Origin of the sequence: Agromyces sp. NPDC058126 (genome assembly GCF_042884595.1) — a bacterium.
GTDB lineage: Bacteria > Actinomycetota > Actinomycetes > Actinomycetales > Microbacteriaceae > Agromyces.
Map to the genome: position 1 here is coordinate 37,712 of NZ_JBHVTS010000008.1, position 19,963 is coordinate 57,674.

Annotated in this window: 19 protein-coding genes; 14 read left to right on the forward strand and 5 right to left on the reverse strand. The window is 61.8% G+C overall.

Annotated features, from left to right (window positions below):
* The first annotated feature begins 9 nt into the window (after positions 1 to 9).
* Positions 10 to 315 (forward strand): ArsR/SmtB family transcription factor, encoded by a 306-nt coding sequence (locus tag ACFVTR_RS18860; RefSeq protein WP_387039835.1) that lies wholly within the window; start codon positions 10 to 12, stop codon positions 313 to 315.
* Here the strand turns inward: ACFVTR_RS18860 and ACFVTR_RS18865 are convergent, their stop codons facing one another.
* Positions 316 to 756: a hypothetical protein gene (locus ACFVTR_RS18865; RefSeq protein WP_387039837.1), complete on the reverse strand. Its 441-nt coding sequence runs from the start codon at positions 754 to 756 to the stop codon at positions 316 to 318.
* Positions 749 to 1,795 carry a hypothetical protein gene (locus ACFVTR_RS18870; RefSeq protein ID WP_387039838.1) on the reverse strand — a complete coding sequence of 349 codons (1,047 nt, stop codon included), beginning with the start codon at positions 1,793 to 1,795 and terminating at the stop codon, positions 749 to 751. The genes ACFVTR_RS18865 and ACFVTR_RS18870 overlap by 8 nt, the downstream gene beginning before the upstream one ends.
* Before the next feature lie 1,659 nt (positions 1,796 to 3,454).
* Here ACFVTR_RS18870 and ACFVTR_RS18875 point away from each other — a divergent pair.
* Positions 3,455 to 5,512: a hypothetical protein gene (locus ACFVTR_RS18875; protein ID WP_387039840.1), complete on the forward strand. Its 2,058-nt coding sequence runs from the start codon at positions 3,455 to 3,457 to the stop codon at positions 5,510 to 5,512.
* 297 nt (positions 5,513 to 5,809) lie between these two features.
* Here ACFVTR_RS18875 and ACFVTR_RS18880 read toward each other — a convergent pair whose 3' ends face one another.
* Entirely contained in the window at positions 5,810 to 6,196 is a 387-nt protein-coding gene (locus tag ACFVTR_RS18880; protein ID WP_387039842.1) for a hypothetical protein, read from the reverse strand.
* A gap of 456 nt (positions 6,197 to 6,652) precedes the next feature.
* Between ACFVTR_RS18880 and ACFVTR_RS18885 the strand changes: the two genes are divergently transcribed.
* The 8 genes from ACFVTR_RS18885 (at position 6,653) to ACFVTR_RS18920 (ending at position 13,362) form a co-directional block, all read left to right on the forward strand.
* Complete coding sequence (locus ACFVTR_RS18885; protein WP_387039869.1) at positions 6,653 to 7,435, forward strand: ParA family protein; 783 nt, start codon at positions 6,653 to 6,655, stop codon at positions 7,433 to 7,435.
* Between the two features lie 681 nt (positions 7,436 to 8,116).
* On the forward strand, positions 8,117 to 8,551 hold the full coding sequence (locus tag ACFVTR_RS18890) for a LexA family protein (RefSeq protein WP_387039844.1): 435 nt from the start codon (positions 8,117 to 8,119) through the stop codon (positions 8,549 to 8,551).
* Positions 8,544 to 9,833: a Y-family DNA polymerase gene (locus ACFVTR_RS18895; RefSeq protein WP_387039846.1), complete on the forward strand. Its 1,290-nt coding sequence runs from the start codon at positions 8,544 to 8,546 to the stop codon at positions 9,831 to 9,833. The genes ACFVTR_RS18890 and ACFVTR_RS18895 overlap by 8 nt, the downstream gene beginning before the upstream one ends.
* Before the next feature lie 73 nt (positions 9,834 to 9,906).
* Positions 9,907 to 10,167, forward strand: coding sequence for a hypothetical protein (locus ACFVTR_RS18900; RefSeq protein WP_387039848.1), 261 nt, complete (start codon positions 9,907 to 9,909; stop codon positions 10,165 to 10,167).
* A gap of 61 nt (positions 10,168 to 10,228) precedes the next feature.
* On the forward strand, positions 10,229 to 10,939 hold the full coding sequence (locus ACFVTR_RS18905) for an SOS response-associated peptidase (protein WP_387039850.1): 711 nt from the start codon (positions 10,229 to 10,231) through the stop codon (positions 10,937 to 10,939).
* A gap of 4 nt (positions 10,940 to 10,943) precedes the next feature.
* Positions 10,944 to 11,930: a hypothetical protein gene (locus tag ACFVTR_RS18910; RefSeq protein ID WP_387039852.1), complete on the forward strand. Its 987-nt coding sequence runs from the start codon at positions 10,944 to 10,946 to the stop codon at positions 11,928 to 11,930.
* 565 nt (positions 11,931 to 12,495) lie between these two features.
* The gene (locus ACFVTR_RS18915) at positions 12,496 to 12,759 is read left to right on the forward strand and encodes a hypothetical protein (protein WP_387039854.1); all 264 of its coding nucleotides are present in this window, start codon (positions 12,496 to 12,498) and stop codon (positions 12,757 to 12,759) included.
* Between the two features lie 93 nt (positions 12,760 to 12,852).
* On the forward strand, positions 12,853 to 13,362 hold the full coding sequence (locus tag ACFVTR_RS18920; protein ID WP_387039856.1) for a hypothetical protein: 510 nt from the start codon (positions 12,853 to 12,855) through the stop codon (positions 13,360 to 13,362).
* Between the two features lie 463 nt (positions 13,363 to 13,825).
* On the opposite strand, the gene idi is transcribed toward ACFVTR_RS18920, so the two are convergent.
* Positions 13,826 to 14,356 (reverse strand): isopentenyl-diphosphate Delta-isomerase, encoded by a 531-nt coding sequence (gene idi, locus ACFVTR_RS18925; protein WP_387039858.1) that lies wholly within the window; start codon positions 14,354 to 14,356, stop codon positions 13,826 to 13,828.
* Positions 14,357 to 14,467: 111 nt separating this feature from the next.
* Complete coding sequence (locus ACFVTR_RS18930; RefSeq protein ID WP_387039860.1) at positions 14,468 to 15,877, reverse strand: FAD-dependent oxidoreductase; 1,410 nt, start codon at positions 15,875 to 15,877, stop codon at positions 14,468 to 14,470.
* A 75-nt stretch (positions 15,878 to 15,952) separates the two neighbouring features.
* On the opposite strand from ACFVTR_RS18930, the gene ACFVTR_RS18935 reads away from it, so the two are divergent.
* From ACFVTR_RS18935 to ACFVTR_RS18950, 4 genes are all read left to right on the forward strand, one after another.
* A complete protein-coding gene (locus tag ACFVTR_RS18935; RefSeq protein WP_387039862.1) occupies positions 15,953 to 17,173 on the forward strand; it encodes a cytochrome P450 in 1,221 nt (406 codons plus the stop codon).
* 5 nt (positions 17,174 to 17,178) lie between these two features.
* Positions 17,179 to 17,997: a methyltransferase domain-containing protein gene (locus ACFVTR_RS18940; protein WP_387039863.1), complete on the forward strand. Its 819-nt coding sequence runs from the start codon at positions 17,179 to 17,181 to the stop codon at positions 17,995 to 17,997.
* 1 nt (position 17,998) lies between these two features.
* Entirely contained in the window at positions 17,999 to 19,009 is a 1,011-nt protein-coding gene (locus ACFVTR_RS18945) for a terpene synthase family protein (protein WP_387039865.1), read from the forward strand.
* Positions 19,010 to 19,963: polyprenyl synthetase family protein (locus tag ACFVTR_RS18950; RefSeq protein WP_387039867.1), on the forward strand; the 954-nt coding region annotated here is incomplete at its 3' end.

The following is a 19,963-nucleotide window of genomic DNA, read 5'->3' on the forward strand; positions in this document are numbered from 1 at the left end:
TGGGTATCCATGGACACGAACTCGATCTCGAAGCTCAAGGAGGTAGAGGAGGTGTTCGGCCATCCAGCGAGGCTCCGGATTGTACGGGCTCTGCTTGGAGACCCCGTCGGCCTCGGGCAGGCGCAGCTAAAGGAACGTACGGGGCTCAACGCGTCGACTCTTGAAAGGCATGCGCGCATCCTCGTTCTCGCAGATATCCTCCTGCTGAATCTCCCTCTGTCAGAAACGCGACGAGGAAGACCGCTGTACTACCGCCTGAACACCGTTCGATACAACGCGATCTACGGTGAATTCTGTGAGCTGATGCGCCCGTAGCTATTCATCGTCTTGAGCACCGCCGAGTTCATCGAGCAAAGAGGAGAGCTGGCGCAAGCCATCTGCTGAGATTTCTCCGCTGAGCGTCCTTGCCGCGATCTGTGTGACCTTGTTGGTTCGCAGCGCGTGAATGAACTCAAGCTGAGCTTCGACGTGACCCGGCTTTCCATCAGGCCCCCATGTGATGAGGTATTCGGGGTCCACACCGAATAGCGTGGAAAGAGCTCCAAACAGCCGGTTATCGGTCACCAACGGACCATCAGCCCTAAGCATGTAGTTCCATCGCTTGCGGGTAAGGCGTTGTCCTTGCTGACTGACGTGCGCCGCGACTTCTTCATAGGTGTACGGAACTCCGCGTGCGGAAACGAGTGACGCAAGCAAGAGATTGAGCCGTCGGGCAAGCTCTTCCTTGCGCCGCGTGAGCGCGTCATCCTCAGCCACCCGCGCGCCCTCCAATGCCCGTTTCGCCACCTGGGCCACGCTGCCCATCTTCAGAAAGCATACGGCCGGGGTGAGCGATGGCGAGATCCGCGAGCTCGATCTTGCGACGGTGGACAAGATGACGAACGTGAAGAGCGACGATTCCACGTCCTCTCAACTGGATATGGCGATGCAGAATGAGTTCTGGCGACCGCTTCGCTAGTCGGCTCCATTTCGAGTATGTAACCCACAGATATCGGCGCCCCTTGAGATCTTCAATGAAGACGCTGGATACGTCCAACATGACAGGAAAGCCGAGAGCGATTGCCAACAGAAGCGCGCAGATGTTGATCGCGAGCGTTACCCAGAAAGTCAGCGCTGTGGCTGCAACGACTTGTCCTTGGATGCCAAGGATCGTCAGGATCATCTGAAGTGTCCAAGCTAGGCACGCAAATGCGGCGGCCACTGCTTTGACGGCGAGAGCAACGGTCGTTCGCCCGTCGACGACCCGTACCGTGCTCGTAAAGAAGATGCACAGAGTGCGGATGCAGACGATCACAATGAAAGCGAGCCCAAACCATGCAATTGTCGAGAACACGGCCGCTCTCGGCAACGTAAGGCTCTCGACCAGGAACGGGTCCGGTCCCGACCAGCCGGATTGGAACGTCGCTATTAGGCAGAAAACCGTAAGTGCCCCACCGATGCGCCCAGCACGTACTTGCCGCGCAGCTGGGGTGCCTTGAAGGTCTCGTCGATTGCGCGCACCAGATACCGCGACGATCGCCATCTCAAGAAGCGCAACCATCGCTAGAACCAGCGCACCTTCAAACACGATGAGCGTGAGATTACTCCCACTCCCCCACCACTCGGAAAATGCCCTGTCTACGTGCGGATAAACGTCAGGTTGGCGGAGAGTAATACCCACTGCAAACGGGCCAGCAGCAACGACCAAGAAGGACTTGCGTGCGCGAAGCAACGTCCAGAAGCCCAGAGGGATCAACAGAACCACCGCAACTATGGTGATCCAGCTAATGACGTGGCCGAAGTCTATGATGACCAAACTCCAACCCAACCATTCGCCGGCTGCCAAGACGGGTCCACGACTCGATGCGAGAGCAGATCTGCCACCCGCTCTGCTGTCCTCTCGATAGGTGAATTAAGTTCTCGTTGCAGACCGTAGATCGGTCCCGCGATCGATGGGCAGTACAGGCGAATCGCCTGTTCCGCGCTTAGCACTCTCAGGGGGTGCCGGAGTAAGAGATGGGCCAATTCGTGAAGAATGCACTGCATTCTGAATCGGCGACTTGGATGCTCGAAGTAGGAGATAGTTAGAGCGCTTGCGCCATCAAAGCCGCAGACCAACGCACACGGCGTGCCTGGTTCGGGCGTCCGGGGCGTTGAACGAAGCTTGATCTTCCGCCCAATCCGCTCTTCGGTGAACTCGATCAGCTCAGCCAGCGTGACGAAATTCGGAAGATTCAGGCCAGCCACAAATTTCCGGGGGCTGATCTCCTTCGTCAGGGTGGCGACTGGCCTTGTCATGCTCGGATCCACCGCCTCCGACGATCAAGTACGCGCCGAGCCGTAAGCACGCCTGCGAGCGTCCAGAGCGCAACCAGGGGAACCAGCAAGGTCATGATCACCACACGCAACACCCAAGCCGCTCCAACGATCGCGGAAACGCCATAAACATCTTGCTCTGCTCGTACGGCTGTCGAATCGTTCCTTGCCACCTTGCCGCCTTTCCTCGCGCGTAAGTCTCGCCGCGCTGAGAGCCGTATCCGACGATTCCGGAGTCATTTGAGCAGCGCGATCGGCGGAATTGCGTGACGCTCGGTCTTCCAGAAGTGTGCTGACGTTTGAAGTACGTGTCGGGGAACGCCCCTGGTCGCTGTGTTGCGTGGGCCAAAGTCGCCCCTAAGAAGTCAAATTCAATGTCATAGGGTAGAACTATGACTATGGATTTGGAAGGACAGGGAATGCCAGATTCCAGAGATGGCGACTCACAACAGGGATCAGCAACTGTGAAGCCGAGGCCACGTTCCGTACGTCGCTCGAGTGTCGAGACCCTGCATGGTCAGATGACGGTATGAGCGAAATCACAGGGCGAATGCCGCATCCGGCAGCGTGGCGACGACGTTAACGGGTGCATTAGCGACATGATCGTGAGCATGGATGAGCAGCAGATCCCAAAGGGGCGTCGGCGGAACCGGCTTCCTGCCGGAGTGAAGCCGGTTGAACTCCAGAAGCTCCGGCTATCTCCTCAGGCGTACCAAGCGCTAGATCTCGCAGCGGTCGCTTCTGGGAATCTGTCGGTCGCTCTTTATATGGAGCGACTTGCGAAGGCATACCAAGCAGCTGGCGGTCTCCCTGTTCTCCCGTCCAACACCTCGGAGGTGAAACCAACGGCAGCGGCTTAACGAAGAAGCCCGCCGCTTTCGCGACGGGCTATCCCCAAGTTTCGTAGCTCTGAACCAGGTTTCGCGGCCAACGTTTCGGAGCTAGCAACTAAAAGCCGGAAGGACCGGAGGGTTCTTCCTTGCCTCTAGGAGGTGTTCTCATAGTACCCGCTGATGATGGTCTGTCACGCATTTCGCAGGTGAGTGTTGCTCACGGCGTGTCGCGAGGGACGACTGATGTTGAGGTCTTTTCCCGGGCGGGTGTGCCGTCGGCGTGGGAGTTCACCCGGCTGATTAGCCCGCGGTTGTTGGTGTCGGTGATGACCCAGGCCGCGCTTGCAGAGCGGGCGAACACGTATGCGCGGACCGTTTCGATCGTCGGTGCTGATCCGGGGGTGCCGTGGTACGTGCGGCTTGCGGATGATGCGCATGTGTTCCGGTTGGTGTGTTTCGACTTCGATGTGAAGGATCGTGCGGGTCGGGTTCTAGACGAGCTCGTGGAGAAGGCTGGCGAGGATTGTGATCGTCTCGCCGGGTTCCTCGACGAGCTCGACATCGCCCATGTGGTGTGTGAGTCGTCCGGGACGGGCGGCCGCCACGTGTGGTTGGCGCTGTTGTCGGGGGCGCCTGCGCCTCTGGTTGCTTCGCTCGGGCGTGCCGCGAAGGTTGTGTTGTCGTCGATGGATGCCGGCATGTTGTTCAACCCCGCGACCGGTGGTGTGCGGCCACCTGGTGCACCACACCGCGATGGTTCCGCGTCCCGAGTACTTGCTGGGGACCTGCGGAGCCTGGCCCAGCCGACCACCACGGTTGAACAACTGGAAAAGCTTACGGAGCGGCTGCGTGAGGTCGCGCCGGCCGAGCAGGTCGAGCGTGAACCGGTGCAGGGCCGCCTAGAGCGTTCGTACCGCCCCGCACGTCAGATGCACCCCAACGGGGTCGCGCACCTCCAGACCGCCGGTGGCGGGGCCGACCCGTCACGGACCGGGTTCATCTGTCTGTTGTTCGCCGCTTCAGCTGGGTGGACATTCCAGGAAGTTACCGATGCGGTGCGGACCGCGCCAGGGCTAGAGCACTACCGGACCAGGCACCTCGGGGCAGGCCGGCGCCGCCCACGCGCACCGCACGAGCTCGTATCGAAGCTTGAGAAGGACTGGGCCCGCGCGCTCGAGATCCACGAGCTCCGCACCACCGCCGGCACGTGGCAGCCATCCACGCGACCTGCCCCCGACGTCGCCGAACTCCAGGCGCAACTCCAGACCATCGAAGACCTCCGGGTCGGCTTCCAGATCCACCCGGGACGGTGGGGTGCCGAAGACGGTGGCGCGATGCGACGCTCCATCCTCGTGGCGCTCGCGTACCTGACCCTTCACACCGGACGCACCCACGTCGCCGCCTCAACCCGCACCATCGCCCTCCTGATCGGCACAGGCAAGTCCCAAGTCGCACACCACCTGAACGAGCTCCGCACCGAGGGCCTCCTCGCACGTGCCCAAGCCGCGGACGGAACCGATGCTGCGGTGTGGGCCTTGCGACCAGAACCACGACTTTCCACACCCTTAGAGATTCACCGGACACTACCTCCTGAAGGGTCTCAGCAGGCAACCCCCCCTGCCCGGCCGAGCGAGGTGTTCGCAGAACGACGCAGGGTCCTTGGCGAGCTGGAATCTGAGCTGCTGCAGGTCCGCCATGACCTGTTCAGCTATAGAACAGGCTTGGGACAGACCGGAGCGCGCGCGTGGGTGCTGCTCGAGGAGCACGGCGGGCTGAGCACCAGGGAACTCGCGCACCTGTTGGGGTCGAGTGAGGTTCGAGCTGAGCGGATTGTGCAGGGTCTGCGGGGCTTGAAGCTCATCTTCAGTGCCGGTCAACGTTGGCGGAGATACGTCAGAGATGTTCGGACCGCAGCGGCGAAGACGTTGAACGTCTTTGGCACGCTGGTACGGAGGGCCGCCCGGTACGCGTTTGAGCGGGAATTGTGGGCGTGGTGGTGTGACCATGCCCGGCGACTGCAAGGCAAGGCTCCTCGAACTAGGCCCAGCTATCACGACGCGCGCGGTCGCACACTCAGTGGTGCAGACGTCCCGCTCCGTGACCGGCTCTTCCCTCGCTACCCCACCACCTACGATGGGCGTGCCGATTACCCCGCAGCACGGGCCCGAGTGCGCGACGGTGCCGTGTATTCGACCGGAGAGTACTTCGCTGTCCGAGTCGAACTCGATCCCTGGCCCGACGACGCTGTCGAGACCTGGCCGATTGAGAACCTCCACGGAACAGAACCACTCAACAACATCCGAACAGCGGTAGGACAAGCCACTACTCCCCCACCGCCGCCCGAACCACTACAAGTTCCCGACTACGCCTGGACCACCAGCTGAACATCCCTTGAGGGCAAGCGGCGACGAAGTCCGCGTGTGGCAGCAACGACCACGCCGGCGACTACTTGCCGACAACACTGTGGGGTACGCAATTTTGCTCCGTAGGCAAGCGTCGCCGGGTTACGAGCCAGGAATCTCTCAGCTCCTCCCTCGACGTTGCCTCGAGAAGCGAAGCCTCGCCGGGCCGCTCCATCATTTCGTGCTCTCCGTGCGTCCAGATGCCGGTCTCGTGACCCGAACCCCTGATCGTCCCGCACAGTGGCGGATGCGCGAACCGCTGTTGTGTTTACTGTGGGGTTAGAGCTGGTTCCCGTTGATGTCGAGGTTGTTTGCTGCCAGAGCCCTAAGGGCCATATTGAGATCTTGCTGGGTCGCGGTGAGTTGTGCCTGCGCGTTGTTCGCCCTTTGATCGGCCTGGGCCGCGCTGTTTTGCGCCGTCGTCGCAGCGTTCTGGGCGACCTGGATGCCGTAGTAGGCCGCACCGACCGCAGCGATCGGAGAAACAACTGCCGCGAGTACCGCCAGAAGATCAGCGGACGTCTTGCCCGTCGCACCCTCCGGGATCGGGAGAAGAAGGATGGTCACGACTGCCAGCGCTGCAAGCACTATGACGACGACGAGTGCGACCCAGGGATTGCGAGGAGGAGCCGGTGTTGCTCCCGTTGTGGGCGTTTCGGGCGACATTCGAGTGTCCTTTGCTCGGGACCTGAACTTGCACTGCGTTGGGGCTTATGTTGGCCCTCCCCCCAGAGGCCCCGCAAGAGCGTCGACGCCCCCAGATCGGGCGCCAACCCAAGGACCCACCACAAACGACCTCATTGCGCCTGGATACTTCGGGCAACGACCTTCAATACTCTGTCGTACTCTGTGTCGCCTAGGTGAGCGCTGCGGAGACCTGAACACGCTGCTTCTGCTCTTTCGATAGATAGCTATGTAATTAGCTAGATAGGCATGGCGCTATCTAGCTAGCACGCTAGATAGGCAGTTAGGCAGATAGGCAGATAGGGAGATAGCGGGATAGCGTGCTAGCGTTGCAGTGAATTAACGACCTACCGGCGTGCTAGCTAGCTCACTAGCTGCCTATCTGAATAGACTGCTAGCGCGTTGTGGTCGATCGTCCTGACTATTTGGAGCAACTCAATGGATGTTGTGGCTGTCTACAGTGAAAGTGGGGGAGTGGCTAAGACCACTGGCGCGGTCTCAGTCGCGGTGTGCGCCGCTCGCGACGGTCTTCGGACCGTGCTGATTGACCTGGATCCTCGCGGCGCTGCAACGAAGTGGCTGGATGTCGAGCCAGTTGGTGATGGTCTACACGTCGGCGCGATCCTGGGTGCCGAGGACTCCGAGGGATGGGCCGAGCAGCTCGCAGTACCGACCACTTTCAGCGAGAACCTGCGCGCAATTCCCTCAGCTCGTGCTGTCTCAAACCGCGAAGCAGATCGCTCGGATCACATCGAGGTGCGCCTAAAGGCCTCGCTCGAAGGACTCGACGCCGACCTCGTCGTCATTGACTGCCCGAATAGGCAAGGCGGCCCGCTCACCCTCTCAGCGCTGACGGCAGCAGACAAGATCGTCTATGCGGCAAAGGCAAGCGGTGATGGAGTCGACGGTGTGGCCGGCGCCCGGGTGAGCGTTGCACAGTTCAAACGAAATCGGGAGCGAATCGGTGCGCCCGCGCAGCTCGAGGAATCGGGCATCATCGTCACGCGTGACAGGCAGGGGTTCCTCAGCATCCCCGAAGTCGAGGCGATTAACCGGCTGCGCGAGGAAGGTCCACAGCTGGGAGACCTCGTGCAACAGCTCGCGATCGTTGCAGAAGTCAGAATGGCCGGAGCCTGGTACGGCGACTACCGCAAGGGTGCAAGCATTCTGAGCGCCTACAAGAAGATCACCGGCGAAATTCTCGGGAGGGATATCAAATGAGCAGCACACTTCCGGACCGGCCGTCCTCGCTGAAGCGAGTCCCACGCCCAGCTCCCGACGAGGGAATTGACCCCGTCGACTTCGTGGCTCCGCCAGCACCGACGCCCGCCGCTACAGACCCGAAGCCAGCAGCCACCACGCCTGCCGTGCCCACAACCCCAACGACAGCACCCCCTGTCACAAAGGCAAAGCAGGCACGCCCACAGAAGGCCGAGAAGAGGCAGACCCAGGACGCGCCAGCGGCACCAGTCGCGTCGAGCATGCCTGCCCCCGCGGGCGGAGCAACCACTCAGTTCAACTCGCGCATCAGATCCGACCTGGCACAGCGAGTCAAGTTCCTCTCGCTCGTCGGCGAACTACAGCCCGACAAGTACATGACGCTCACACAACGCGATCTCGCGGAGTACGCAATCGAAGGACTATGGGGACTCGACGACAACACGCTCGAGCAGCTAAGGCAGCGAATTGAGACCGAAGGAACGACGGTGCCGGCATTCGTACAAGCCGCATTGAGAGCCGCGCTACAGTAGCTCGCCGCGGCACTAAGAACCCCAGGGTGAGATCGACTACGCGGGGCGGATCGTTCGAACCAGCATGGCGGGAGGACGAAATCAAGTTCGCGGCGGGGGAGTGGTGAGCGTACGATTCGAACATTAGTTCGAATCTGGCGAGGAGTTCCCCATGCTCGCTGTCCTGGCTCCTTTGAGTGTCGTCGACACGTCTCGCCTGTTGGCACACGCGGCCCCGATCGCGGTGAGCGCGGGGTTCCCGTCACCGGCGCAGGATTACTACGGTGGCCCGGTTGATCTGAACGAGCACCTGATCAAGGATCCGGTGTCGACGTTTATCGTGCGGGTGGCGGGGGACTCGATGATCGGGGCCGGGATCTACGACGGTGACGAGATCCTGGTCGACCGTGCGATCGATCCTCGCCCCGGGCACGTCGTGGTCGCCGTCATCGACGCCGAGCTCACGTTGAAGCGGCTGGACTCGCGCCGTGGTCAGCTGATGTTGTGCGCGGAGAATCCGGCCTATCCGGATATCGAGGTTGCCGAGGGTTCGGAGGCCTCGATCTGGGGTGTGGTGACGGCGAACATTCATCACCAGCATGTCTAGCCGTGGACCGCGGCGGATCGCGCTCGTTGACGTGAACAGTTTCTACGTGTCCTGTGAGCGGGTCTTCGACCCGCGGCTCGTCGGCCGGCCCGGGGTCGTGCTCAGTAACAACGACGGATGCGTGGTCGCTCGTAGCGATGAGGCGAAGCAGCTCGGGATCGAGATGGGAACTCCGTGGTTCCAGCTCGCCGCGCAGGCGCCCCGGTGGGGGCTTTGGCACCGCTCGTCGAACTACGAGCTCTACGGCGATCTGAGTGCGCGCGTCATGAAACTCCTGGCCAGGCATAGTGCGTGGCAGGAGGTGTACTCGATCGATGAGTCGTTCATCGGCCTCGCCGGCGATGTCGACCAGCTCACTGAGCTCGGCCGCCGGATCCGTGCCGACGTCGCGAAGTACGTCGGGCTTCCGGTGTGTGTCGGGATCGCGTCGTCGAAGACGCTCGCGAAGGTTGCGAACAAGGGTGCGAAGAAGCACAGGCAACTCGGGGGAGTGGTGCACTGGGACGTCTACCCAGATGAACAGAAGACGAGGATTCTCGACTCCCTTGAGGTCGACGAGCTTTGGGGTGTCGCCGGCCGCACGAAGAAGCGGCTGGCTGAGCTCGACGTGCACACCGCGCGTGAGCTGCGTGACGCTGACCCGAAGCTGATCCGTAAGAAGTTCAGCGTTGTGTTGCAGCGCACCGTGTACGAGCTTCGCGGCACGTCCTGCATCCCGTTCGAGAAGGAACGCTCCGCGAAGGACCAGCTGATCTACTCGCGGATGTTCGGACAGCCCGTGAAGACCCGCGCCGAGATGCGGCAGGCGCTCTCGATCTACGCGCAGCAAGCGTCCCGCCGGCTCCGGAAGCAGGGGAGCGTGGCGAAGCAGCTGCAGGTGTTCGCCGCAACCAGCATGCACAGCCCACGCCCGTACGTCAGCCACTACCGCACTGTGCGGCTGCCCGTGCCGGCCGACGACCCGATCACCCTCACGAAGGCGGCGATCGCCGCGCTCGAGGACCAGCTCGTCGATGGCGCCTGGTACGTGCGCGCCGGGATCGTGCTCATCGATATCACGCCGAAGGCGTCGCACGCGATGCTCGACCCGTTCGTGCCGGCGTTCGAGCAACGCAACCTCGGCCAGCTCCTCGACCAGGTGAACCGGAAGCAGGGTAGGGGAGCGGTCGGCGTCGGCATGGCCGGCCTCAAGGGTGGCCCGGTGTGGAAGATGCGCCGCGAGCAGCTCTCGCCGCGGTACACGACCCACTGGGATGAGCTCGCGATCGTGCGGGCGAGTTGAGTTGGTTCTGGGAGTGCCGCGCTCGTGCGAGCCGCGCTGACGCTGTGTCGGCGCGCTCGGGCACACTGTGCGCATGACGTTTCAGATGAATCCGGACTTCCCTCGCCAGATGGCTGAGCAGATGAACAAGCTGAAGGCGGCGCTTGAAGGGGTTTCGGACTCATACTCTGGGCAGCCTGTCGAGACCATCAAGGTCGCCTTGTCAGGGGCGTGGAACAGCGTCGGGAACGGCGCGTCCATCACTGAACCCGACCTCAGCAATATCGCGAGTCAGATCAGCGCAGGAAAGCGTGTTTGGCTCGAGGACAACGGCAAGATCATGACTGATGACTAGGACTGGTACAAGCGGGCGCTGAAACGCCCCGCGGAGCGGTGCCGCGGGGTAGCCTCGCAGCATGTGTGGTCGGTTCACGCTGAAGGAGCGGCCTGCGGATCTCGCGGCCGCGGTCGGCGCGCTCGAGGGTGACTTCACCGGGTGGCGCCCGTCGTTCAATATCCCGCCGACGGCGACGATCCCGGTACTCGTGGAAGCGAAGCTCCCCGAGTCTGAGGCGTACGGGCGGCGCCTTGAACCGGCTCGGTGGGGGCTCGTGCCCGGTTGGAGCAAGGGGCTCAAGCTCAAGTTCCCGACGTTCAACGCCCGTTCCGAGGGCATCGCGGAGAAGAACACCTGGCGCACACCGTTGAAGTCGCACCGTGCGATCGTGCCGATGGATGGCTGGTTCGAGTGGACGGGGGAGAAGGGCGCGAAGGTGCCGCACTTCATCCACCACCCGGATGGTGAAACACTGGGCGTCGCCGGCCTCTACTCCTGGTGGCTCGACCGTTCGAAGTCTGAAGACGACGACACCAGGTGGACGCTGACCGCGACGATCCTCACGTCCGATGCCGTGGACGAGCTCGTGGGCATCCATGACCGGTCCCCGGTGCCGCTGCCACGAGACCTGTGGGACTGGTGGCTTGACCAGTCGCTCGTCGGCGACCAGGCGATGGTCGACGAGGCCGTGAAGGCGGCCCTCCCGATCGCCGAACAACTCGACGTCTACTCGGTGCGCCCGTTCAAGGTCGGGCAGGACGGGCCGGCCCTCGTCGAGCCGGCCGAGTAGCGTCATGGTTGCGAAGCCGCGCGTCCACGAGATTGCGAGTGCGCACCGCGTCAATTCCAAGATCGCTCTGCGCTTGCTGAAAGATATGGGCGAGTACGTCAGGGGCCCAAGCAGCTCGATTCAGGCGCCGGTTGCGCACCGGCTCTCCACCGCCCTGCATGCGGCCGGATATCCAAGGGTGGAACGCCAGCCAGCCGAGCCGGCGGTGACCCTTCCCCGTGTGACCGCCGGGGCGGCCGCGAGCCTTCTTGAAGAGCTTCCGTCAGCGATGCCGGAGCTTTTGGCGCTTCTGCTTGACGGCCTTCAGCGCTCAGCCCCACAGATCGGAGCCGCGATCGGTGCTGCGACAAAGCACCGGTACTTCGCCATGTTCAAACCCCTCCCGTCGTCCCCGTTCACCGGTGGCGAGCTTGACCTGCCTCGGCCGAGCGGCGTTGCACTGTTCCTCACTGCCGAGCAGCGCTGGGGAGCCAGACTCCTGTCTTGGTCGCACACCAGCGAACACGCTGTGGCTTTCACTCGACTCGGGCTGATCCGCATCGGCGAAGGGCGAAACGCGAAGCTCAGGATTACAAGCCACGAAGAAGAGCACACCGGCGCAGTCAACGGCTCCCTGCGCGGTCCCCGAGCGCGGCGCTCACCGCTCATCGATGACATTCGAGCGGTTTGCCGCCGTGAGTACGACCTAGACGACCGAGAACGGCCTCATGGCCGCGAAATCGGATCGGTTCAGCACGGAGGCTCGTCGAGCGACCGCGCGCGACCAGACGTCAGCGTCGTCCATGTCGCCGCCCGCTCTGAACGCGGATCGGGCGAGAAGGATGGTGCCGCGCACCCCCGCGAGGTCCAATGGATGGTGCAGGGACACTGGCGGAGGCAGTGGTATCCCTCGAGCCAGGAGCACCGGCCGATCTGGATTTCGGAGCACAGAGCCGGCCATTCCGACGCCTCGCTCCTCGTTCGAGATCGCGTGTACGTCTACGGCGATTGATGGAGCACCTGGGCGCTCGGACGGAACCGCGCGGGGTAACGGCTCCCAACTGTGCAGTTGCGGCTCAGTCGTGAACCACGGTTCGCAGAATTCGATCGGCAGATGCAACACCTCACCCATGTGCGCACGCTACGCCGCTCGGCTGAGGGGCACCGGCGGCTGGCCACAGACGTAGCGTGTGGCGCATACGCGTCGGGACCGAGCGCACGCAGGGCCGCCGTTGCCGCCTCGTAGTTCTGACCCTCAGCCTTGATGCTTTCGATCCGAGTCGGCCGAATCGTGCCGGGCGCAGTCGTTTCGCTCGCCTTCATCGGGCGCGGACTCCACCTACCCTGCGGTGATCGTTGAGTGAGGCAGTGGGTGTTGCGTTCGATCGTGCGCGGTGCGACGTCCGTGAAAACGCCGGCACGACACATCCCCAGCGCTTCGGATTACGCAAGTCGCGCGAGTCCCTACTGCATTCCTGTCTCACGGGACGTGTGTGAGGTTCCGTGTACCTACCGTTGGCCTGTGGCTGCTCGGGGCTTGCTCCTCAGGCGCGATTCATAGTTCAAAGGAGAAACTTGTGAAGGTTCGGTCCCGTTTCATGGCACTCGCGGCGACGGCAGTAGTTGCCTTGGGGGCGCTGCTTGGGTTGGCGGCTGCTCCCGCGTCAGCTACCGAGATTTCCCCGCGCAAGGTGTGTGCCTACGAGTATCAGGCGCGCTGCGTGACATGGGTGACGACGAACGACACCTGCTACCGCATTTTCGAGCGCACGACGGATGCATTCAAGCGGCAGGCATGCGCGATTTACAACACGCAGGGCATCGTCACGGTGATTGGGTGACCTGATCGGACACCGCCGTCATGCAGATGCTCGCGATAAGCGCTCACGGTGGTGTCCGATCGCCTGAGGAATCACATTGGAGAAAGTGGTCAGATGGGGCAGCGTTCACCGGCAGGGAAGTTCGTCGTGTATGCGGCAATGGTCGGGGTGCTGCTGGCCGGCGCCTGGGGGGCGACGCTGCTCCTGCCTCCCAATAGCCCAGCCAACGAGGCTGACGCAATGCACGAGGTCACAGAGTTGTACGCGCGGATCGACTCCACCCTCCGGCCCGGAGACGTTCATCGCCGCGCTGATCAGACAACATCTGCCGTGTGCCCACGGGAAGGGCACGGGTCGCAATCAACCCTCGAACGCGACTACCGCCTGAACGAATCGTTTGTGCCTGACCGATGGTTAGACGTGCTCGAGGCCGAGTTCCCAGCGAGTGCGGACTGGTACATCAAGATCACTGCCATCGGTAACTCCGAGGGGCGCCGGATTCGGTTGGTCGGCCGGTCGCTCCTGGCAGTCGAGATGACCTTGGTCGGCGACGGTTCTGATCAACGGCTCCGGCTGATCGCGAACTCCCGTTGCTACCCCACAACGCCCAATAGTCGGGCGTAGAGAGCAAGAGACGTCGCTGATTTGAGCGGCGGAAGAGAGGAACATGCCATGACGCGGGCTGTCTGGTGTTTGGTGGTGTTGGCCGCCGCTGGTGCTTGCTGGGTGCGCTGAGCCCGGACCGCAGCCCGGTTCGGTTCGGGTGCAGATCGACGCGTGGGAGATGGAAGCCCGCGTCCAGCCGGGACAGTGCATCATCGGTGGCCCAGGCGCCGGTGCGCGATAGAGGACACATCAGACCTGCAGACCCGGGGCGGTTTGGGGGTCGGGGCTGCAGCCCTTCCGCTGCCCCCAGGTCCCGGATTAGGTACCGCCGCACGCCAGTGGCGTTACGAGCTGGTACTGCATCTGTTGGGTGCGGTATGTCGGGCGAGTTGTCGGCTGCTGAAAGGGTGTGAGCCATGGGCTTGGCGCGAGTCGTGACGCGCACGTGTGCTGGCTTCTGGGTAGGTGTCGTTGAAAGCACTCAGAGGCGTTCAGGGAGGCGGCCGAGCTGCAAATCTAACCATGGGCTGAAAGCAAACGGGGCGTTACGCACAGCGCCACGAAGCTGCGACTCGTTCACCCATCTCCACTCAGCGATCTCGGCTGCTACCGGCACCGGTGTCATCGTTGTCGTTGCGCGGTAGACGGGGCATATTTCGTTTTCAACGATGCCCCCCGCATCGACAGCTCGGTACCGAAAATTGGGAAGGATTAGCTCGACGTTCTGGAGCGAGATACCAAGTTCGTCACGAGCGCGACGAGTGATTGCCTTCTCGATCACCTCACCTGGACCGGGATGCCCGCAAAATGAGTTTGTCCAAACGCCAGGCCAGGTCTTCTTGGACAGTGACCGGCGCGTGAGTAGCAGTTGCCCGTCACTGTTCGAAACGTAACAGCTGAACGCTGCGTGTAACGGGGTGTGCGCTGTGTGTACCTCGTGTTTGTTCGCGGTCCCAATCGGCTGCCCCTCTTCGTCAAGAAGAACAACCATCTCCAGCCCAGTGGCTGCCATCAGCTCTCTCTCCATTCACCAGGTCAGCCGTCTCACAGCACGTCCGTGAGTTCCGCTCCCGATCCGTTGTCGTTCGAGATGTGCGGCGGCGTGCGAGGCGCGAATTTTTTCTCAGGCCTGGGCCTTGTCGCCGTCAGGTCGCGGTGGGGGGCCAGCCAATCCGACTTGTGGTCGCCGCATGAGCTGAAACATGCGTTGTGGTGTCATGAGCGCTCGGCGCGGCAAAGACAGCGATGCGACGTCCCAGAAGAGTTCGCTTACTCCGCTGTTGCTCGCGGCGTGACCACGTACCCGATCGACGAACCAGGCGTTCACTCTGTCGATCGAGTTCCAAATCCCTCGGCGCGGTGAGTGCTGGCGATCGCCCGACACCGCGAGCGACCAAGCTGGTTGGGTGGAATGCCACAACCGAGTTTGGGTTCTTCTGACGAACCGATCATTCAGCGGATCCGCTTGGCGCTCACCCAGGCGGGCGATGAGTTGCGCCTGGAGAATCGCAACTGTCATGCCTTGCCCGTAGACGGGATTGAACGCACATAGCGAGTCCCCGAGTAGCAGCAAACCACTCGGCAAGCGTGAGGTCTTCGGAACGAGTCTGCGGTTCGCTGTTGCCGCGAACCCTCGAATGCGTGTGAGTGGAGAGAGGTGGGCCGTGAGCTCCGCTATCTGTGTGCTCGCGAGCGAGGTCTGGAACTCGCGAAATGATGCGCGTGAGATGCCGGGATGTTCCCCGTGCGAGCCGTAGACGGTCACCACTGCAAGGCCGTTCTCGACGGGAAGGAGCACGCCTCCTCGCGCAATCCCAGGAGTGGGAAAGATGTACGTGCCATGGTCGAGAGCGGGCGCGTGCAGGAAGCAACTCGCGTACCTAAGATTTGGATCGATCGTTTCGTACTCGAGCAGGCCGGTACCTGTTTCGTGCAGCCATCGTGCAGTTCGGGACGAACGCCCGCTTGCGTCCACGACGAGTCGTGCGCGAACGTCGACTGCCTCGGAAGCGGCGCTTCCCGCGACACGCACACCGACCACACGTCCGTGAGCGACAACTATCCCTTGAACAGGTGATTCATCGTGAATGGTGAGGTTCAGTCCGTCTCGCTCGACTTCGAGGAGAACGCGTTTGCGAAGGGTGGATTCGAAGAGTCCCCGCGTGCACGAGAGTAGTTTCCGGCGACTCCGGCGATGCCTTTGGCTCCAGCCGATCCATGAACGTGTGTCAAGGTCATGCGCCGCATCGAGCAATCGGGCGCCGTCTGATTGAAGTTGTTCGCCAATTCCGGGGAGCAGCGTGTCCAACTCATGCCGGCCACGATCGAGGAGCACATGCAGGTGGTGGGACTGCGGAACTCCCCGCCTCGGCTGCGAATCATCAGCCGGACGGTCGCGTTCCAAGATCGCGACCTGCTTTCCCTGCCTGGCATAAACGAGCCCCGTCAGGAGCCCTGCGACGCCACGACCAATCACCACAACGTCTATCTCGCTGACGGGTTCGATCTGATCCAGGTTCAGAAGTGACCTCATATGTCACAGTCTCACATGTCAGTAGATTTAATGGTTACATGGCATAAATGTCACTGTGTTGTGAAGGGTCTAGGCGTGCAAGATTCGTTGGAGATTCCCGCCCATCTGAACCAGATGCTCGATCCGTACGAGCTGGTGGATCCGCTCAGAGAAGCATCCCCTGTGTGCCGAGTCCGAAACGCTGAGGGGCTCGATGCGTGGATGATCACTCGACACGCGGACGTCGTGCGCGTGCTGACGGATGCCCGCTTCAGCGTCGATTCACGGAATGCAGCGGTCACAGCGAGGCAAACGATCGAGGCAACCCACTCCAGAACGGTCGAGAGCTTCGCGGACTCGATTCTGGCGACGGACCCGCCTGAGCACACGTGGATTCGCAAGGCAGTCGCTCGAGGGCTCACTCCGAACCGGTTGCGTGAGTTGCGGGTTTTCATCACCGAAACCATCGAACAGCTACTGGCTCGACTCGACGGAGCAACTCAGTTCGACCTCGTGGCCGATTTTGCATCGCCCCTTTCATTGCAGGTCTCAGCTCATCTCATGGGTGTCCCCACGGACGATCTTCCGCAGCTTGCACGCTGGTCATATGACCTGATGCTCATGCCGAAGGATCAGTCTGCGCGAACGACAGCAGACGCCGGTATGGCCCAACTTGAGGACTACTTTCGCGCCCTCATCGAAAGGCACAGTCCCCACGCGAATCACGACCTACTAGCTACTCTGATTGCCGCACGGGACGCGGGCGAAATCACGCCCGCCCAGCTGCTTGCTACCGCGAAGTTCGTCTTCGTCGCCGCGCATGACACCACGGGAGCACTCATCTCGGCCACTATGTTCCACGTCCTGCGCCAGAACGGAGCGCTCAACTCCTTGGTGTCGGACCCGCGGCTGATTTCGAACGCGATCGAGGAGTGCCTCCGCTTCGATACTCCAGTTCCTCTACCTGTCACCTTCTTCGCGACGGAGAACGTCACGCTCGGCGGTGTCACCATCGCGGCGGGCGACCAAGTGTTCGCGGCGATCGGTGCTGCGAACCGGGACCCGCGCGTGGTCGAGACCCCTGCAGAGTTCCATATCCAAAGGGAGCATCCGGCTCATCTCTCGTTTGGTCTTGGCATTCACTATTGCCTCGGCGCTCAACTGGCCAGGCTCGAGGCCTCTGCGGCACTCGAAGCACTCATCGAGCATCATCCACACCTGAGATTGGCGGTCCCCGCGCACAAGGTCCCCTGGCGCCCAACCGTCACGCGTGTACTTCACGCGCTCCCCGTGGTCTCGTCGCCTCCCTACGAATGAAAGTGATGAAATTCATGCATCAACCCGCGAAAGTACGTGACTTCACCGAAGTCGATTCCAGCGACGCTCGCTTTCTGATCGAGTTCTTGGACAAGGCGAATTCGCTCTCAACGTTCCAGAGCGCGAAACCCGCTATCACTCAGCGCCTCAACCTCAACCCAGGGAGCAACTGGATTGACGTGGGATGTGGAACTGGTGATGACACGATTTCAATTTCACAATCACATACACCCAATGGATCCGCTGTCGGCGTCGATATCAGTCATGCGATGGTGCGCGAAGCAGGGGAGAGGGCCGCTCGCGAATCCGCAGCGAATGTTTCATTCCGGCAGGGAGATGCCACACATCTGCCTTTTGAAACGAATGCGTTCGACGCGTGCCGAGCAGAGCGGGTCTTGTTCCACGTGGCAGACCGTGGCAAGGCTGTTGACGAGATGATCCGCGTGACGCGCCCAGGCGGTGCCATTGTGGGCATGGAGGTCGACGGCGGAAGCACCATCATTGACCACCCGAACCATCAGCTCACCCAAAAGATCACTGATCACATGACAGAAAGCGTCGCCGGTGGTTGGGCTGGACGGGAGCTACCTCGCCTGTATCGCGAGCGAGGGCTGGAGGACGTGACGGTCACACCACACACCGTCATTCTCGATTTCGAATGGTTCAACATGGTGATCGGCGCGGAACTCGAGTCGTCCGAATTCCACTCTGGTGTGCCTGAGATTGCGCTGTGGTGGGACGACCTCCGCGCCGCTGAGGGGAGAGGCTTGTTCTTCTCTACCTTCACCACATTTATCGTTCGCGGCACGAAGCCGGTCCTCTAGCATGCTTGGCCTCGACCAGGTATCAAGCATCAATCACAGTCTCGGAGAATGGGCTTCGCGGGTAGAGCTAACACCCGACAGTGCAGCGCAGCGCCGACTGCTGTCGATTGACCTCGGCTATCTTGCAGTCGGGATCCACCCTCAGGCAGCAACGATCGACCTGACACTCGAAGCGAGCTGGATGGCATGGGCACTTGCGCTCGACGACACAGTTGACAACGGTGAGCTCGGGAAGAACCCGAACCTGTGGGAAGAGCTCTTTGCCACCCTCAAAGATGTCGTGCGCTCATCGCCAACGCCGCGGCTCCACGTCGACACATCGCCACATCCGGTCGCGGTTGCCCTCTCAGACCTTTGGTCCCGTACCGCCCAACACACGACGACGTCGTGGCAGGAACGATTTCGCACACATCTGGACGAGCACCTTGGCGCCCTCGAACTGGAACTCACGAACCGCGCTTCAGGACACCGGCTGAACGTTGCACAGTTTCGCGAGCACCGGCTGGGTTCAAGCGGCATGGACTTGGCGTTTGATCTAGCGGAAGTAACCACGTGGAACGCCATGCCTGACAATGCTGCGCAGCACGTCGATTACCTGGCCGTCCGCAAGCTTGCTAACGAGGTTGTGTGTTTGACCAATGATTTGTATTCCCTCTCGAAGGAGTCCGGCCAGGAGGACACACACAATCTTGTGATCGTCCTCGCATTTGATCTCAACCTTTCCTTGCTTGAGGCTGCGAGTCTCGTTGAGCAGTTGCTGACGATCAGGCTCGACGAGCTCATTTCAGCGCAGAACACGCTGATGACCTCCAGCCTCTTGCAGCAACCGGACGCCTATCACCGCGATCAGATGCGCAGGGTCGGCCGAACGCTCATGCGATGGGCGGAAACGAACTTTCATTGGATGGTCAACAGCGGCCGATATAGGGAGTTTCGCCCTGGCGATCGTGTCGAAAGCGCGTTTCGCCATTTCGTGACCGAGATCGATCGACCCCGAGCAGCGGAGGTCTGAATGAACACGCCTGGTCGCCTCTCAAAGGTTGATGCCGCACGCCTCGCCGAGGAGTTTGCTGACGCGCGTGTGAGGATTCAAGCGGACCTCGTGGCTGTCGTTGAATCACTTCCGGATGAGATGGCACACGTCGCTGGCTACCACCTCGGCTGGTGGGATGCAGCAGGCGCACCATCAAACGCGCGAGGGAAGGGCTTGCGCCCCGCGGTGCTCCTCGCGGCGGCGGAGAGTGTCGGCGGACCTACAGCTCGCGAAAAGGCCGTGCCCTTGGCCGCAGCTTTGGAACTTGTCCATGAATTCTCGCTTCTACACGACGACATTATGGACAGCGGTCGCACCCGCCGAAACCGCGCGACGACGTGGACCGTATTCGGTCGCCCGAAGGCACTCCTTGTCGGCGACCTGTTCGCGTTTGCGGCAATCAAGCTGGTCAACCAACAACACCATCCCCGCGGAACCTCGTACATCGATTCCTTTATCGACGCAATTCTGTCGATGTGCGTTGGGCAATCAGAAGACCTCGCCCATGAAAGCGAGCCGGGCATCACCTTGTCCGACTCGATGGGGATGATCGCCGGCAAGACAGGAGCGCTGCTCGCATGCGCTTCAGGATTAGGGGCCTCGATCGCGGACGCCCCTCCCGCGCACTCGAAAGCATTCGAACGCTTCGGGCAAGAGCTGGGAATCGCATTCCAACTGCATGACGACGTACAAGGGATCTGGGGTGACGAGCGCACCGGAAAAGATGTCGGCTCTGATCTGATCGCGCGAAAGCGAACAGCACCAATCGTATTCGCCCTCGCCTCTGACACCCGGGCGGGCGATGAATTGACTGCGGCGTTGGCGCAGAAGGCTCCTTGGACGCCGGCGGAAGTCGAGCGTATTGCTGGGCTCATCGAAGAGACGGGCGCGCGCACCTGGGCCGAAAGCGAAGCCATGGCGAGGATGGCGGAC

Coding starts and splice junctions, on each gene's coding strand:
- ACFVTR_RS18890 (WP_387039844.1), top strand. CDS start 8,117: ATGCTCGCTGTCCTGGCTCCTTTGAGTGTCGTCGACACGTCTCGCCTG.
- ACFVTR_RS18875 (WP_387039840.1), top strand. CDS start 3,455: ATGACCCAGGCCGCGCTTGCAGAGCGGGCGAACACGTATGCGCGGACC.
- ACFVTR_RS18910 (WP_387039852.1), top strand. CDS start 10,944: ATGGTTGCGAAGCCGCGCGTCCACGAGATTGCGAGTGCGCACCGCGTC.
- idi (WP_387039858.1), bottom strand. CDS start 14,356: ATGGCAGCCACTGGGCTGGAGATGGTTGTTCTTCTTGACGAAGAGGGG.
- ACFVTR_RS18930 (WP_387039860.1), bottom strand. CDS start 15,877: ATGAGGTCACTTCTGAACCTGGATCAGATCGAACCCGTCAGCGAGATA.
- ACFVTR_RS18880 (WP_387039842.1), bottom strand. CDS start 6,196: ATGTCGCCCGAAACGCCCACAACGGGAGCAACACCGGCTCCTCCTCGC.
- ACFVTR_RS18860 (WP_387039835.1), top strand. CDS start 10: ATGGACACGAACTCGATCTCGAAGCTCAAGGAGGTAGAGGAGGTGTTC.
- ACFVTR_RS18885 (WP_387039869.1), top strand. CDS start 6,653: ATGGATGTTGTGGCTGTCTACAGTGAAAGTGGGGGAGTGGCTAAGACC.
- ACFVTR_RS18905 (WP_387039850.1), top strand. CDS start 10,229: ATGTGTGGTCGGTTCACGCTGAAGGAGCGGCCTGCGGATCTCGCGGCC.
- ACFVTR_RS18900 (WP_387039848.1), top strand. CDS start 9,907: ATGACGTTTCAGATGAATCCGGACTTCCCTCGCCAGATGGCTGAGCAG.
- ACFVTR_RS18940 (WP_387039863.1), top strand. CDS start 17,179: ATGAAATTCATGCATCAACCCGCGAAAGTACGTGACTTCACCGAAGTC.
- ACFVTR_RS18895 (WP_387039846.1), top strand. CDS start 8,544: ATGTCTAGCCGTGGACCGCGGCGGATCGCGCTCGTTGACGTGAACAGT.
- ACFVTR_RS18945 (WP_387039865.1), top strand. CDS start 17,999: ATGCTTGGCCTCGACCAGGTATCAAGCATCAATCACAGTCTCGGAGAA.
- ACFVTR_RS18920 (WP_387039856.1), top strand. CDS start 12,853: ATGGGGCAGCGTTCACCGGCAGGGAAGTTCGTCGTGTATGCGGCAATG.